The organism is Limnohabitans sp. (assembly GCF_046052825.1).
In the GTDB taxonomy this organism is placed as follows: domain Bacteria; phylum Pseudomonadota; class Gammaproteobacteria; order Burkholderiales; family Burkholderiaceae_C; genus Limnohabitans.
In genome coordinates this window covers 1-14,668 of record NZ_JAVLFP010000094.1, presented here as the reverse complement: position 1 = coordinate 14,668, position 14,668 = coordinate 1, and the positions used below count along the sequence as shown (strand labels likewise).

At 57.2% G+C, this 14,668-nt stretch carries 15 protein-coding genes; 14 read left to right on the top strand and 1 reads right to left on the bottom strand.

Annotated features, from left to right (window positions below; translation table 11 throughout):
- The first annotated feature begins 57 nt into the window (after positions 1–57).
- From acpP to ACKWJN_RS15230, 14 genes are all read left to right on the top strand, one after another.
- A complete protein-coding gene (gene acpP, locus ACKWJN_RS15295; RefSeq protein WP_100146452.1) occupies positions 58–297 on the top strand; it encodes an acyl carrier protein in 240 nt (79 codons plus the stop codon).
- A gap of 17 nt (positions 298–314) precedes the next feature.
- Positions 315–1,559 carry a beta-ketoacyl-ACP synthase II gene (gene fabF / locus ACKWJN_RS15290; protein WP_408598314.1) on the top strand — a complete coding sequence of 415 codons (1,245 nt, stop codon included), beginning with the start codon at positions 315–317 and terminating at the stop codon, positions 1,557–1,559.
- Between the two features lie 530 nt (positions 1,560–2,089).
- The gene (locus ACKWJN_RS15285; protein WP_408598317.1) at positions 2,090–3,499 is read left to right on the top strand and encodes a DegQ family serine endoprotease; all 1,410 of its coding nucleotides are present in this window, start codon (positions 2,090–2,092) and stop codon (positions 3,497–3,499) included.
- A gap of 469 nt (positions 3,500–3,968) precedes the next feature.
- Positions 3,969–5,777: a translation elongation factor 4 gene (gene lepA / locus ACKWJN_RS15280; protein WP_408598312.1), complete on the top strand. Its 1,809-nt coding sequence runs from the start codon at positions 3,969–3,971 to the stop codon at positions 5,775–5,777.
- On the top strand, positions 5,777–6,772 hold the full coding sequence (gene lepB / locus ACKWJN_RS15275) for a signal peptidase I (protein ID WP_408598310.1): 996 nt from the start codon (positions 5,777–5,779) through the stop codon (positions 6,770–6,772). The genes lepA and lepB overlap by 1 nt, the downstream gene beginning before the upstream one ends.
- A complete protein-coding gene (rnc, locus tag ACKWJN_RS15270) occupies positions 6,769–7,488 on the top strand; it encodes a ribonuclease III (protein ID WP_408598309.1) in 720 nt (239 codons plus the stop codon). Before lepB ends, rnc begins: the two co-directional genes overlap by 4 nt.
- Positions 7,485–8,507 carry a GTPase Era gene (gene era / locus ACKWJN_RS15265; protein ID WP_408598307.1) on the top strand — a complete coding sequence of 341 codons (1,023 nt, stop codon included), beginning with the start codon at positions 7,485–7,487 and terminating at the stop codon, positions 8,505–8,507. Before rnc ends, era begins: the two co-directional genes overlap by 4 nt.
- A complete protein-coding gene (gene recO, locus ACKWJN_RS15260; protein ID WP_408598305.1) occupies positions 8,494–9,291 on the top strand; it encodes a DNA repair protein RecO in 798 nt (265 codons plus the stop codon). The genes era and recO overlap by 14 nt, the downstream gene beginning before the upstream one ends.
- Before the next feature lie 4 nt (positions 9,292–9,295).
- Entirely contained in the window at positions 9,296–10,045 is a 750-nt protein-coding gene (locus ACKWJN_RS15255) for a pyridoxine 5'-phosphate synthase (RefSeq protein ID WP_408598303.1), read from the top strand.
- The gene (gene acpS, locus ACKWJN_RS15250; RefSeq protein WP_408598302.1) at positions 10,042–10,434 is read left to right on the top strand and encodes a holo-ACP synthase; all 393 of its coding nucleotides are present in this window, start codon (positions 10,042–10,044) and stop codon (positions 10,432–10,434) included. Before ACKWJN_RS15255 ends, acpS begins: the two co-directional genes overlap by 4 nt.
- Positions 10,435–10,441: 7 nt before the next feature.
- The gene (nagZ, locus tag ACKWJN_RS15245) at positions 10,442–11,551 is read left to right on the top strand and encodes a beta-N-acetylhexosaminidase (protein ID WP_408598301.1); all 1,110 of its coding nucleotides are present in this window, start codon (positions 10,442–10,444) and stop codon (positions 11,549–11,551) included.
- A 37-nt stretch (positions 11,552–11,588) separates the two neighbouring features.
- A complete protein-coding gene (locus ACKWJN_RS15240; protein WP_108301947.1) occupies positions 11,589–11,810 on the top strand; it encodes a hypothetical protein in 222 nt (73 codons plus the stop codon).
- Between the two features lie 2 nt (positions 11,811–11,812).
- Positions 11,813–11,995 (top strand): hypothetical protein, encoded by a 183-nt coding sequence (locus tag ACKWJN_RS15235; RefSeq protein WP_408598299.1) that lies wholly within the window; start codon positions 11,813–11,815, stop codon positions 11,993–11,995.
- Positions 11,996–12,053: 58 nt separating this feature from the next.
- Positions 12,054–13,043: a Bug family tripartite tricarboxylate transporter substrate binding protein gene (locus ACKWJN_RS15230; protein ID WP_408598297.1), complete on the top strand. Its 990-nt coding sequence runs from the start codon at positions 12,054–12,056 to the stop codon at positions 13,041–13,043.
- Between the two features lie 65 nt (positions 13,044–13,108).
- Here the strand turns inward: ACKWJN_RS15230 and lysS are convergent, their stop codons facing one another.
- On the bottom strand, positions 13,109–14,647 hold the full coding sequence (gene lysS, locus ACKWJN_RS15225; protein WP_408598316.1) for a lysine--tRNA ligase: 1,539 nt from the start codon (positions 14,645–14,647) through the stop codon (positions 13,109–13,111).
- Positions 14,648–14,668: the final 21 nt, after the last annotated feature.

Sequence of the window (14,668 nt, the reverse complement as noted above, 5' to 3'; positions counted from 1 at the left end):
ACGGTGTGTCCGCCCGGTTAAAATTGCGGACTTATTCACAACCCTCTGAGGGACCCCATGAGCGATATCGAAGCACGTGTCAAAAAAATCATTGCCGAACAACTTGGCGTGGAAGAGTCACAAGTCACCAGTGAAAAAGCCTTTGTGGCTGATTTGGGTGCTGACTCCCTGGACACCGTGGAATTGGTGATGGCTTTGGAAGATGAGTTTGGAATCGAAATCCCAGACGAAGATGCCGAAAAAATCACAACAGTGCAAAACGCGATTGATTACGCGTTGACGCACAAAAAAGCCTAATTCATAGGAATCTCCGCATGAGCCGTCGTCGCGTCGTCGTGACCGGTCTGGGATGCATCAGCCCCGTGGGAAACACGGTGGATGTGGCCTGGGCCAATCTTTTGGCTGGCAAATCCGGCATTGGCACCATCACACGCTTTGATGCGTCTGGGATCAATTGCCATTTCGCCGGTGAAGTGAAAGACTTAGACCTTGACCAGTACATCGCCCCCAAGGAGGCGCGTGCCATGGACAAGTTCATCCATTACGGCGTTGCGGCTGCGATCCAGGCGGTTCAAGACTCAGGCTTGCCAACGGGCGACGCCTTAGGTGAAGAAGAAGCGACCCGAATTGGGGTTGTGATTGGCTCTGGCATCGGTGGCTTGCCACTGATTGAAGACATGCACAACGAACTGCTGGCCAAAGGTCCACGCCGTATTTCGCCATTCTTTGTCCCTGCTTCCATCATCAACATGATCTCTGGACATGTGTCGATGCGTTTTGGCTTCAAGGGTCCAAACTTGGCCGTGGTCACAGCATGCACCACGGGCTTGCACAGCATCGGGGAAGCAGGTCGTCATATTGAGTATGGCGATGCCGACGTGATGATCGCAGGTGGTTCTGAAGGTTGCATTTCGCCCTTGGGTGTGGGCGGCTTTGCCTCCATGCGTGCGTTGTCGACCCGCAACGACGATCCCACCACCGCCTCGCGGCCCTGGGATCGTGATCGCGATGGTTTTGTTCTGGGCGAAGGCGCTGGCGTTCTGGTCCTTGAAGAGTACGAACACGCCAAAAAACGCGGCGCCAAGATTTATGCAGAGTTAGGTGGCTACGGCTTGAGTGCCGATGCAGGCCACATGACGGCGCCCAACATGGATGGTCCTCGTCGCGCCATGCTCAGTGCATTGAGCAATGCCGGTGTGACGGCTGACCAAGTCGACTACTTGAATGCGCATGGGACATCCACGCCATTGGGCGATATCAACGAAACCAATGCCATCAAAGCGGCTTTGGGAGACCACGCTCAAAAGGTGGTGGTCAATTCGACCAAGTCAATGACAGGGCATCTGCTGGGTGGCGCAGGCGGGGTTGAAAGCGTTTTCACCGTGCTGGCCGTTCATCACCAAAAGAGCCCTCCCACCATCAACATCTTTAACCAAGATCCAGACTGCGATTTGGACTACTGCGCCAATGTCGCTCGCGATATGCGCATCGATGTTGCTTTGAAAAACAACTTTGGGTTTGGTGGCACCAACGGCGCGCTTGTTTTCAAGCGCGTTTAACGCAGCTGCGTGTGATGCATAACGCCCCATCGGTCGCTTTTCCGGTGGGGCGTTGTTCTTTTGCCCACTGGCTTTACCTTGGCTTTGTCTCAGTGACAACTTGTGTTTGGGTAACTTGGGCTATCGTTCAACCTATGAGTGTATGGATGGTGATGGGGGCGGTCTGCCTGGTCAGCGCTTCGGCGATGGGCTACGCGGCGGTGTCACAGAAGCGCGGAACTTTGAATTGGGATGGCAATGGTTGGTGCTTGCTTCAACCCCTGGAGCGCCCGGAGATGATTCGGTTAGAGCATCCTCGCGTCTCATTGGATTTTCAATGGGTCTTGCTTTTGCGCTTGAGGCCCTTATCTGATTCGGATATTTTGAAGTCTCGCTGGTTGTGGTTGTGCCGCCAAGACGATCCGTCGTGCTGGCACGCTATCCGCCTTGCAATCTATGCCTGCGGGCCATTGTCGTGAAAGAGAGTTTGTATGGCTTTGAAACGTTATCTGTCCAAGGTCTTGGTCATTGGCGGTATCTGTGCATTTGGCATGGGTTTAGGTGCACCGCAACTCGCGACTGCGCAAAGCCTGCGCACCTTGCCCGACTTCACGGACTTGGTCGAACAGGTGGGCCCTTCGGTGGTGAACATCCGAACGCTTGAAAAAGCGGCAGTGAGAGACGCGCAGAACGGCCCCCAAGACGAGGAAATGCAAGAATTTTTCCGGCGTTTTTTTGGCGTGCCCATGCCCAGCCCCAATGCGCCACGCCAGCAGCGCCCTAACAAACCTCAGCAACCCGATGAAGAGCAGCCCCGCGGCGTAGGTTCGGGATTTATTCTGTCGAGCGATGGCTTCATCATGACCAACGCACACGTGGTTGAAGGCGCCGACCAAGTGCTGGTGACGCTGCCAGACAAGCGTGAATTCAAAGCGCGACTGGTTGGCGTTGACAAGCGCAGTGACGTGGCGGTGGTCAAAATCGAAGGCAATGGCTTGCCTGCGGTGAAGATAGGTGATGTGAGCCGACTCAAAGTGGGTGAGTGGGTGATGGCCATTGGGTCACCCTTCGGTCTTGAAAATACGGTGACTGCAGGCATCGTCAGTGCGAAGCAACGTGACACCGGGGATTACTTGCCCTTCATCCAGACCGATGTCGCCATCAATCCAGGTAACTCAGGCGGACCTTTGATCAATATGCGAGGGGAAGTGGTGGGCATCAACAGCCAGATCTATTCCCGTTCGGGTGGCTTCATGGGTATCTCGTTTGCAATTCCCATTGACGAGGCGATACGCGTCAGCGAGCAACTCCGTGCCACCGGGCGGGTGCAGCGTGGCCGCTTGGGTGTCCAAATTGACCAGGTGAGCAAAGAAGTGGCAGAGTCCCTGGGGCTTGCCAAAGCACAGGGTGCATTGGTGCGTGGTGTCGAGCCCGGTTCTCCTGCTGAAAAGGCCGGATTGGAAGCGGGCGACATCATCTTGCGCTTTGATGGCAAGTCGATTGAAAAATCGACCGATTTGCCCCGCATGGTGGGCAACACCAAGCCGGGCACTAGCAGCGTGCTGCAAATCTGGCGTCGAGGCAGCAGCCGTGACCTGTCGATCACTGTGGGTGAAGTGGAAGCGGAGAAAGTGACCAAGAAAGCGCCGGCCGCACCAGCTGACAAACCAGCTGCATCTTTGGCAGCCAAGGTGCTTGGCTTGACGGTGAGTGACCTGAGTGACGCGCAGAAAAAAGAGCTCAAATTACGTGGCGGTGTGCGTGTGGACACAGCCACCGAAGTCGCTACACGCGCCGGAATTCAGGAGGGCGACGTGATTTTGGCTTTGTCCAACTCAGAAACACCTTCTGTGTCGGTATTTGAGAGCTTGGTGGCTAAGCTTGACCGTAGCAAACCAGTGAGCTTGTTGTTTCGCAGAGGTGAGTGGGCGCAGTACACGGTCATTCGTCCACAGCGTTAAATCCCTAAGTCACAGTCGGATTTGGGGGTGTTTTCCAACCTCAAGCCCGATTAAAAAATATTTTAAACCCCTTGTTTGTTTGCGCTTGCTAACTTATGTCTGACTGGGTTCAAGCCCTTTTTGTATAGAATTAGGGGGTCGAAAGTTCTTTTGCGATATATCGCGACCTTAAGAATCCACGATATGGGATCCGATGACAAGCTCCACAGGTGCTCCACAGATCGCCCACAAGTTGTCCCATAAACCCCACAATCGAAATGTTGATAAGCTGTGAATAAGTTGATGTTGTTAGCCTGCAACGTGTCTGTGACGGTGTTCGAGACGCTGTGCGTTTGCGGGTTTTTGCCTACAATGAAGTCCCAACTATCGCAGTTGCCATTGCTTGTTGGTTCTGGGCGCGTCAGCATCTGACGCGCCCTTTTTTCATGTCTTCCGCCCTTTGAATTCAATCACTTAAGTGCACCCCTTGATGAACCACATCAGAAACTTTTCGATCATTGCTCACATCGATCATGGCAAATCTACTCTCGCAGATCGGCTGATTCAGCGCTGCGGTGGACTCGAGGAGCGTGACATGGAAGCGCAAGTCCTGGACTCGATGGACATTGAAAAAGAGCGTGGGATAACCATCAAAGCGCAGACAGCTGCGCTCCACTACAAAGCCAAAGACGGACAGATCTACAACCTGAATTTGATCGACACACCGGGCCACGTTGACTTCTCATATGAGGTGTCGCGCTCATTGTCTGCATGCGAAGGCGCGCTCTTGGTGGTCGATGCCAGCCAAGGTGTTGAAGCGCAAACCGTGGCGAATTGCTACACCGCTCTCGACCTCGGCGTAGAGGTGGTGCCGGTACTCAACAAAATGGATTTGCCGCAGGCGGACCCTGACAATGCCAAAGCTGAAATCGAAGATGTGATCGGCATTGATGCCACCGACGCCATTCCTTGCTCAGCCAAAACGGGCATGGGCATTGAAGAGATCCTCGAAGCCGTCGTGGCCAAAATTCCAGCGCCCAAAGGCAATCCCAACGCGCCGTTGCGCGCCATGATCGTGGACAGTTGGTTCGACACGTATGTGGGTGTGGTGATGCTGGTTCGCGTGGTCGATGGTCGCTTGGGCAAAGGTGAACGCTTCAAGATGATGGCGACCCACGCTGTTTACAACGCCGACAACTTGGGCGTGTTCACCCCCGCCAACGAGTCGCGTGAATCGCTTGAGGCGGGCCAGGTGGGCTACATCATCGCGGGCATCAAAGAATTGCAAGCGGCCAAGGTGGGCGACACCATCACCTTAGAAAAGAAGTTGCCCAACAACTTAGGGCCTGCCGAACAAGCTTTGCCTGGTTTCAAAGAAATTCAGCCTCAAGTGTTTGCAGGCCTCTACCCGACCGAAGCCAACCAATACGACGCCTTGCGTGATGCCTTGGAAAAGCTCAAGCTCAATGACTCCTCACTGCATTACGAGCCCGAGGTGTCGCAAGCTTTGGGCTTTGGTTTCCGTTGTGGTTTCTTGGGCCTCTTGCACATGGAGATCGTGCAAGAACGCTTAGAGCGCGAGTTTGACCAAGACTTGATCACCACCGCACCCAGCGTGGTCTACCAAGTCGTCAAGCCCGACGGCGAAGTGGTTTTGGTGGAGAACCCCGCCAAGATGCCCGACCAGGGCAAGATGCAAGAAATTCGCGAACCCATCGTCACGGTGCACCTGTACATGCCACAAGACTATGTGGGTGCTGTCATGACCTTGGCCAATCAAAAACGTGGTGTACAGCTCAACATGGCTTATCACGGTCGCCAAGTCATGCTCACCTACGACATGCCACTGGGCGAAATCGTGCTCGACTTCTTTGACAAGCTCAAATCGGTCAGCCGTGGCTATGCGTCGATGGACTACGAGTTCAAAGAGTTCCGCACGTCCGACGTGGTCAAGGTCGACATCTTGCTCAACGGCGAGAAGGTCGATGCGCTGTCCATCATCGTGCACCGCACCCAAGCGCAATACCGGGGTCGTGCCGTGGTGGCCAAGATGCGTGAAATCATCAGCCGCCAAATGTTCGACGTGGCCATCCAAGCGGCCATTGGCGCCAACATCATTGCGCGCGAGACCATCAAGGCCTTGCGCAAAAACGTGCTGGCAAAATGCTACGGTGGTGACATCAGCCGCAAGCGCAAGCTCCTAGAGAAACAAAAAGCAGGTAAGAAACGCATGAAACAAATTGGTTCTGTGGAAGTGCCCCAAGAGGCCTTCTTGGCCATTCTGCAGGTGGAGGATTGATGGCAACGTTGACCGCATTTGTGCTCGCAGCCTTCGTGAGCTACGCCGGGTCTTGGTACCTCGGACTGATTGAAGGCAACTTCGCCCTGTTGATGTTCATGGCCACCGTGGTCACGGGCATTTACTGGCTCGCAGAACACTTTTACTTTTTACCCCAGCGCGAAGCTGCTGCGGCCGCATTGGAGCGAGAGGCCGACAAACGCCGCACTGAACTCTCCAAATTGGGCATTGCCCAAACCGATGTGGATGTGTCTGAAGCCAAAGTTCGTCTCATCATGCAGCCTTGGTGGCTCGATTGGACGGCGGGCTTGTTTCCAGTGATCGCCGTGGTGTTTGTTTTGCGCTCATTTTTGTTTGAGCCCTTCAAAATCCCATCCGGCTCCATGATCCCAACCCTGTGGGTGGGTGACCTGATTTTGGTGAACAAATTCCACTACGGCGTGCGTTTGCCGGTGTTGAACCTCAAAGTCACCGAGGGCAATCCGGTGCAGCGCGGCGACGTCATGGTCTTTCGCTACCCACCCAAGCCCAGCCTGGACTACATCAAACGCGTGGTCGGTGTGCCCGGTGACGAAGTGGCTTACTTGAACAAACAGCTCACCATCAATGGCCAGTCCGTGTCGAAAGATGTACGCGCAGACTTCTTTGAAGAAGACAGCATGCGCTACATCAAGCAATTCGAAGAGAAGTTGCCGATGGGCTCCAAGGCTTCAGAAATGACGGGCTTGCGTACGCACAACCTGCTCAACGATGTGGATCGTCCCGCCTTCGTCCCAGGTGCCGATGACTTTGTGTTCAAAGAAAATTGCCGCTACAGCGTAGAAGGCGTGACTTGCAAAGTGCCTGCGGGTCACTACTTCATGATGGGTGACAACCGCGACAACTCCCTCGACTCGCGCTACTGGGGCTTTGTGCCTGACAAAAACATTGTGGGCAAAGCCTTCTTTGTGTGGATGAACTTTGGCAATCTCAAGCGCATTGGCGCTTTTGAATGACCTCACGCACCCCCATGGCCCAAGCCTCGCTGACCCAGCAACAAATCCTTGAAACCCTGCAACAACGCTTGCAGTACAGCTTTCGCAACCCTGCACTGTTGGTGCAGGCGCTGACGCACCGCAGCTTCAGTTCCGACCACAACGAGCGCCTTGAGTTTTTGGGTGATTCGGTCCTCAACCTGGGCGTGGCCCATATGCTGTACCAGCGCCTGAGCACCTTGCCCGAGGGCGATCTTTCGCGTGTGCGCGCCAACCTGGTCAAACAAGACACCTTGCACCACTTGGCTGTGGAGCTGGGCTTGTCGGGCATCTTGCGCTTGGGCGAAGGCGAGATGCGCTCTGGCGGTCAAAAACGGGCCTCCATCTTGGCCGATGCACTCGAAGCGGTGCTCGGTGCGGTCTATCTCGACGCAGGTTATGACGCTGCTCACGCCCTGGTGCAACGCATCTTCTCAGGCGTTGAAATCAACCCCGACATGCAAGCGGTTGGCAAAGACCCCAAAACCGAATTGCAAGAATGGTTGCAAGCACGCAAACTCAAGCTGCCCATCTACCGCGTGGTCGGCACCTTGGGGGCCGCGCACCGCCAGACCTTTGATGTCGAGTGCGAAATACCCGAACTGGCCCGCTGCGAGCGTGGCATTGGCGCATCGCGCCGTGCAGGAGAGCAGGCCGCCGCAGCAGCCATGCTTGATGTTTTAAAAGAGTCGACATGACGACACCCCAAGCACCCCAAGACGGCAACCCTGAACAAAGTTCACAAGACATTGACGCCATGCTGGCCGCCAGCAAAGGCCACCGTGTGGTAGCCAGCCCCGTGGCCGTGCCGCCTGCTGAGCAGCGCTGCGGTCTGATTGCCATCGTGGGCAAACCCAACGTGGGCAAGTCCACCTTGCTCAACGCCTTGGTGGGTCAAAAAATCAGCATCACCTCGCGCAAGGCCCAAACCACGCGCCATCGCATCACCGGCATGCGCACCGAGGGTGCTGCGCAGTTTGTGTTTGTCGACACCCCGGGTTTTCAAACCATCCATGGCAATGCCCTCAACAAGTCCCTTAACAAAACCGTGCAGGGTGCGGTGGGCGATGTGGACCTGGTCTTGTTGGTGGTCGAGGCGGGCAGCTTCACGCCTGCGGACGCCCGTGTGCTGGCCTTGCTGGCACCTGGCATTCCCACACTCTTGGTAGCCAACAAGCTCGACTCGGTCAAGAGCCGCGCCGATGTGGCCCCTTGGTTGCAAGAGATGCAAACCCGCCACGCCTTTGCTGAATTTGTGCCCATGTCGGCCAAGAACGCCAAAGACGTGGAACGTTTGATGGGCATTTGCGAAAAGTACCTGCCGCAACAAGGCTGGATGTACGCCGCTGACGAGTTGACCGACCGCAGCGAAAAATTCATGGCTGCCGAGATGGTGCGCGAAAAGCTGTTTCGCCTGACCGGTGACGAGCTGCCCTACACCTCGACCGTGATCATCGACAAGTTCGAAGAAGAACCTGGCAAAACCAAGGCCGTCAAACGCCTGGTCCGCATTGCCGCCACCATCGTGGTCGAGCGTGATGGCCACAAAGCCATGGTGATTGGTGACAAAGGCGAGCGCCTCAAGCGCATGGGCACCGAGGCCCGTACCGAGTTGGAAAGACTCTTTGACGCCAAAGTGTTCTTGGAATTGTGGGTCAAAGTGCGCTCCGGCTGGGCCGATGACGAAGCGCGGGTGCGCAGCTTTGGCTACGAGTAAGTCTAGCACCGTCATCTCTAAGCGTGGGATCCCCCGCATCCAAGAAGAACCCGCGTTCGTCTTGCACCGCTACGACTGGAGCGAATCCAGTTTGATTCTGGAAACCTTCACCCGCCACCATGGCCGGGTGGCCTTGGTGGCCAAAGGCGCCAAGCGGCCCACCTCCAATTTCCGCCCGGTGTTGCTGCCCTTGCAACCCCTGCACATCACCTACACCGGCGACGCTGAAATTCGCACCCTCAAAGGCGCTGAATGGGTGGGTGGCCACATCATGCCCCAGGGCGAGGCTTTGCTGTCTGGCTACTACCTCAACGAACTGCTGCTGCGCTTGCTTGCGCGTGACGATCCTCACCCTCGCTTGTTTGACCTGTACGCCCAAGTGGTGCAAGTCTTGGCCTCGGGCCACGAAGGCACCATGGCGCCTGCCTTGCGGGCCTTTGAGCTGCTGGTGTTGCGAGACATCGGCTTGTTGCCCCAACTCAACGCCCAAACCCTCACCTTGGCCCCTCTGCAAGACCATGCCGCTTACAGCTTGGTGGCCGAAGGGGGCTTACGCAGCCACGGTCCGCAAGACCGTGTGGGCCTGGCGGGCTCGGTGTGGCTGCTGCTCGAAGCCAGCCTGGACGCCGACAGCCCCATGAGCGCCACCTTGCGTGTCTGTGCTGAATTACCTTCCGACCAGCGCAATGCTTTGCAGGGCCAACTGCGCGCCTTGCTGCACTACCATTGCGGGGTCCACACCCTGCGCACCCGGCAGATGATGGTGGACCTTCAAGGTTTCTGATCCCATGTCCCAGCCTCACACCCGCACCGCCTTGTCGGTCAACCTCAACAAAGTGGCCTTGGTGCGCAACACGCGCCATCTGGGCATACCCAGCGTCACCCGTGCGGCCACCCTGTGCTTGAAAGCGGGCGCTGCGGGCATCACCGTGCACCCGCGCCCGGATGCGCGCCACATTCGTGCCGATGACGTGCAGGCCTTGGCTCAACTGCTCAAAGCTTGGCCAGATCGCGAGTTCAACATCGAAGGCAACCCCTTCCACAACCTGATGGACTTTGTGCAGCACGTGCGCCCGCATCAGGTGACCTTTGTGCCCGACAGCGAAGGTCAATTCACCAGCGATCACGGATGGAATTTCCCACAAGACGCTGTGCGTTTGAAACCCTTGATTGCCCAAGCCAAAGCCTGGGGTGCGCGCGTGAGCCTGTTCATGGACCCTGTGCCTGACGCCATGGCTGCAGCCAAGGCCGTGGGTGCCGACCGGGTGGAGCTCTACACAGAAACCTATGCCAGTGCCTTTGGCACGCCCAGCCAAGCGAGCGCCTTGGCTGCTTTTGAAGCCACCGCACAAGCCGCTCTCGCGGTGGGGTTGGGCATCAATGCCGGGCACGACTTGAACCGTGACAACTTAGGTACCTTTTTGCGTTCTGTGCCAGGCGTGCAAGAGGTCTCCATTGGCCACGCCTTGGTGGCCGATGCCTTGGAGATGGGTTACACCGACACCGTGCGCGCTTACCTCGCGTGCATGCCCGCATGATCTACGGCATTGGCACCGACATTTGCGACATTCGGCGTATCCGTGCGTCCTTGGACAAACACGGTGAGCGCTTCGCCCAGAAAGTGTTGACCGACCACGAGTTGGCCACTTGGCGCAGCCGCAGCCAGCGTTGGCCAGATCGGGGTGTGCGCTACGTGGCCACCCGTTTTTCAGCCAAAGAGGCCTTCAGCAAAGCCATCGGATTGGGCATGCGCATGCCCATGACCTGGCGTTTATGCGAAGTCGCCAAACTGCCCAGCGGCCAACCCGTGATCGTGCTCCATGGCGTGCTCAAAGAGTGGTGTGAAGCGCGTGGCCTGAAAGCCCAGGTCAGCGTGAGCGACGAGTCCGACTACGCCACCAGCTTTGTCATTGTTGAAAAAGAATAAGTTGTCCATGTCCCACCACGCCCCCCTCATTCTTGACATCGCCGGCACCGAGCTCACCGCGGTGGATCGCCAGCGCCTGGCGCACCCGCTGACAGGCGGCATCATCTTGTTTGGCCGCAACCGGCACAGCCGCGCTCAGCTCACGGCCTTGTGCGCTGACATCAAGGCGGTGCGACAAGACCTGTTGATAAGCGTGGATCACGAAGGCGGGCGCGTGCAGCGCTTTCGCACCGACGGCTTCACCCACCTCCCGCCCATGCGTGCGTTGGGCGAACGTTGGATGAAAGATGCCAAAGCCGTCAGCGGTGAATTCCATCGCGGCAGCGGTGCCTTGGCTGCCATGGACGCTGCCACCGCCTGTGGCTTTGTGCTGGCCAGTGAATTGCGCGCTTGTGGGGTTGACTTCAGCTTCACCCCCGTGCTGGACCTTGACCACGGCGAGAGTGGCGTCATTGGCGACCGGGCGTTCCACCGTGACCCACGTGTGGTCACCGCCTTGGCCAAAAGTCTGATGCACGGTCTGTTGTTGGCCGGTATGGGCAATTGCGGCAAACACTTTCCTGGGCATGGCTTTGTCAAAGCCGATTCACATGTGGACATTCCGGTCGACAAACGCAGCCTCAAAGCCGTGCTCAACGACTGCGCCTTGCCCTACAGCTGGCTCACCACGACGCTCAGCAGTGTGATGCCGGCCCATGTGATCTATCCCAAGGTGGATGCCTTGCCTGCTGGTTTCTCACCGCGCTGGTTGCAAGACATCTTGCGGGGGCAATTGCACTTCAACGGTGCCATCTTCAGCGACGACTTGTCCATGGCCGGCGCACGACGAATCCAAGGCCATGAGGTCAGCTTCGCTCAAGCCGCCATGGCTGCGCTCAACGCCGGTTGTGACTTGGTGCTGTTGTGCAACCAAAGTCTGGCGAACACGCCAGACCAGGGCCGGTCCTTGGACGACACGCTCGATGAACTGACCGAAGGTTTGCTGAAAAACCGCTGGCAAGCCAGCGACGCCAGCGAACAACGCCGACAATCGCTGCTACCCACCCATTCGCCGCTAGCCTGGGACGCGCTGATGACCCACCCCGCCTACGTGCGGGCATTGGACTTGTTGCCTTGAACCGCAGCCAGTTTCTCCCCAACCCCCTAGGAAGCAGATGGCGACCAAAAATGGAAAAAACCAAGTCGACGACAGCGGTCTGCGCTTCACCAGCCGCGAGAACGGATCGCCCTTCGTTGGCATGGGCAAGGTGGGTGAAACCATGTCTTGCATGAAGTGCGGTGTGCACAAGCCGCGTCGTCTGGGCAGTCAACGTCGCTTTGCGGGCGCACTGGCCTTCTTTTGTTTTGACTGCAAACCGCCTCTGGAGAAAAAATAACCATGGCCACCCCCAACTACAACTACGAGAAACGTCAGCGCGAACTGGCCAAGAAAAAGAAGAAAGAAGAAAAGCTCAAGGACCGCGAAGCGCGTAAAAACTCGCCTGAAGGCGAGTTCGGCCAAGATCCTGATCATGCGCAAAGCCCAGATGGCCCGACGCCGCAAGAGCCGCCTATCGTGTAATCTCGTGTCGCGTCATCTTCATTTCCACTCACTGTCATTGCTTCTGAGGAGTTGTCACATGTTTGCGTCTCGTCGATCGGTCTTCACCCAAGTTTTTCGGCCTCTGGCTGCGTTGGCATTTGTTGTGTCGTGCGGCTTGGCTGCGGCGCAGGCCAACAAGCCCATCAAGCTCATGGTCGGTTTTCCGCCGGGCGGCGGCACCGATGCCGTGGCGCGTACCCTGGCAGAAAAACTCAAAGACGAATTGGGCGTGTCTGTGGTGGTCGAGAACAAACCTGGCGCAGGCGGACAACTGGCGGCCCAAGCGCTCAAAGCATCGCCTGCCGATGGCACGGTGCTTTTCCTCTCGCACGACCACACCATTTCCATCTTGCCCCTGGTCGTGAAAAACCCTGGCTATGACTCGGCCCAAGACTTTGTGCCCGTGGCCGGCTTTGCCACCTTCGTCAACGCATTCGCGGTCTCGGGTGGCACACCCGCCAAGTCATTCAACGAGTACGTGGCTTGGGTCAAATCGCAAGCGGCAGGCAAAGGCGCTGTGGGCATCCCCGCACCGGCCTCCACCCCAGAGTTTCTGGTCAAAGTGGTGGGTGAGAAATACAAACTCGACTTGGTTTCTGCCCCCTACCGTGGCAGCGCGCCCATGATGGCCGACATGTTGGGCAACCAAATTGCGGCGGGTGTCGGCTCGGTGCCCGACTTCATTGAAAACCACAAAGCAGGCAAAGTCCGCATCGTGGCAGTGCTGGGTGCCAAGCGCCAATCGGCCTTGCCCGATGTGCCCACCTTCACCGAGCTGGGCTTGGGGGGGGTGGATGATTTGCCCTACTACGGCATCTTCGCCCCTGCGGGCACACCCAAGGCCACCATTGACCACGTCGGTCAAGCGTTGGCCAAAGTTTTAGCCATGCCCGATGTCAACGACCACCTCACCAAGATGGGTTTGACCGTGGGCTTCATGAGCGCGCAGCAGCTGGCGCAGCGCGAGCGTGCTTACACCCAGGTGTGGGCCAAGTTGATCAAAGACAGTGGCTTTCAGCCGCAGTAAATCTTGACCGATCCATCAAAAAAGCGAGGCCTTGGCCTCGCTTTTTTTGTGGGCACGCACAGGGCTTAGCTCTCGCGTCGTAAGGCCGGAAACAAAATCACATCCCGAATGCTGGGGCTGTCGGTCAGCAACATCATCAGGCGGTCAATGCCAATGCCGCATCCGCCCGTGGGGGGCATGCCGTACTCGAGCGCACGCACAAAGTCGTGGTCAAAGAACATGGCTTCGTCGTCGCCGCTGTCTTTGGCCGCCACTTGGGCTTGAAAGCGGGCGGCCTGATCTTCGGCATCGTTCAATTCGCTGAAGCCATTGCCGAACTCGCGGCCCGTGATGTAGAGCTCAAAGCGCTCGGTCACTTCGGGGCGCACATCGCTGGCGCGTGCCAGGGGCGAAATTTCCACTGGGTGCTCGCAAATGAAGGTGGGTTGCCACAGCTTTTCTTCCACCGTCTCTTCAAAGTACATCACTTGCAGGCTGGCCAAGCTGCGTGTGCTGAGCTTGTCTTTGTCTTCTTTGAAGCCCAATTTTTTCAGCGCATCGATCAACCAGTCGGCGTTGCCCACGTTGTCGCCCGCATCGGTGTATTTCAGAATCGCTTCAGGAATGGTCAAGCGCTCAAACGGCTGGCTCAAATCCACCGGCTTGCCACTGTAGGTCAGCAGCAACGTGCCTGCGGCTTTCATGGCGGCGTCGCGCACCAACTCTTCGGTGAAGCCCATCAGGTCTTGGTAATTCCAATACGCTGCATAGAACTCCATCATGGTGAATTCTGGGTTGTGGCGCACCGAAATGCCTTCGTTGCGGAAGTTGCGGTTGATCTCGAACACGCGCTCAAACCCACCCACGATCAAGCGCTTGAGGTAGAGCTCAGGCGCGATGCGCAAAAACATTTCTTGGTCCAGCGCGTTGTGGTGCGTGGTGAACGGTTTGGCATTGGCACCCCCTGGGATGGGGTGCAGCATGGGCGTTTCAACTTCTAGGAAGTTGTGGTGCACCATGAATTCGCGAATGCCACTCACCGCTTTGCTGCGGGCCACAAAACGCTTGCGCGCTGTCTCGTCGGTCATCAAATCGATGTAGCGCTGGCGGTACTTGATCTCTTGGTCGTGCACGCCGTGAAACTTGTCGGGCATCGGGCGCAAGCTTTTGGTGAGCATGCGAATGCTGCTGGCGTGGATCGACAACTCGCCCGTGCGGGTTTTGAACAACTTGCCTTCGCAGGCCACGATGTCGCCCAGGTCCCAGTGTTTGAAGTCGGCGTAGATGTCTTCGCCCACATCGTCGCGGGTGACATAAATTTGAATGCGTCCTGTGCTGTCTTGCAGCGTGGCAAAACTGGCCTTGCCCATCACGCGTTTGAGCATCATGCGACCTGCCACCTTGGCCAACTGGCCTTCTTGTGTCAACACCTCAGCGGTCTTGTCGCCATGCAACTCATGCAAAGTGGCGGCGTGGTGCGCGGGCTTGAAGTCGTTGGGAAAGGCCACGCCGAGGCCCTGGGCCTGTCGCTCGCGGATCGCCTTGAGCTTGTCTCGGCGCTCGGCAATGAGTTGGTTTTCGTCAACGGGGGCGGCTTCGGGGGTGGTGCTGTCTCTTATACACATCTGACGCTGCCGACGATAAGG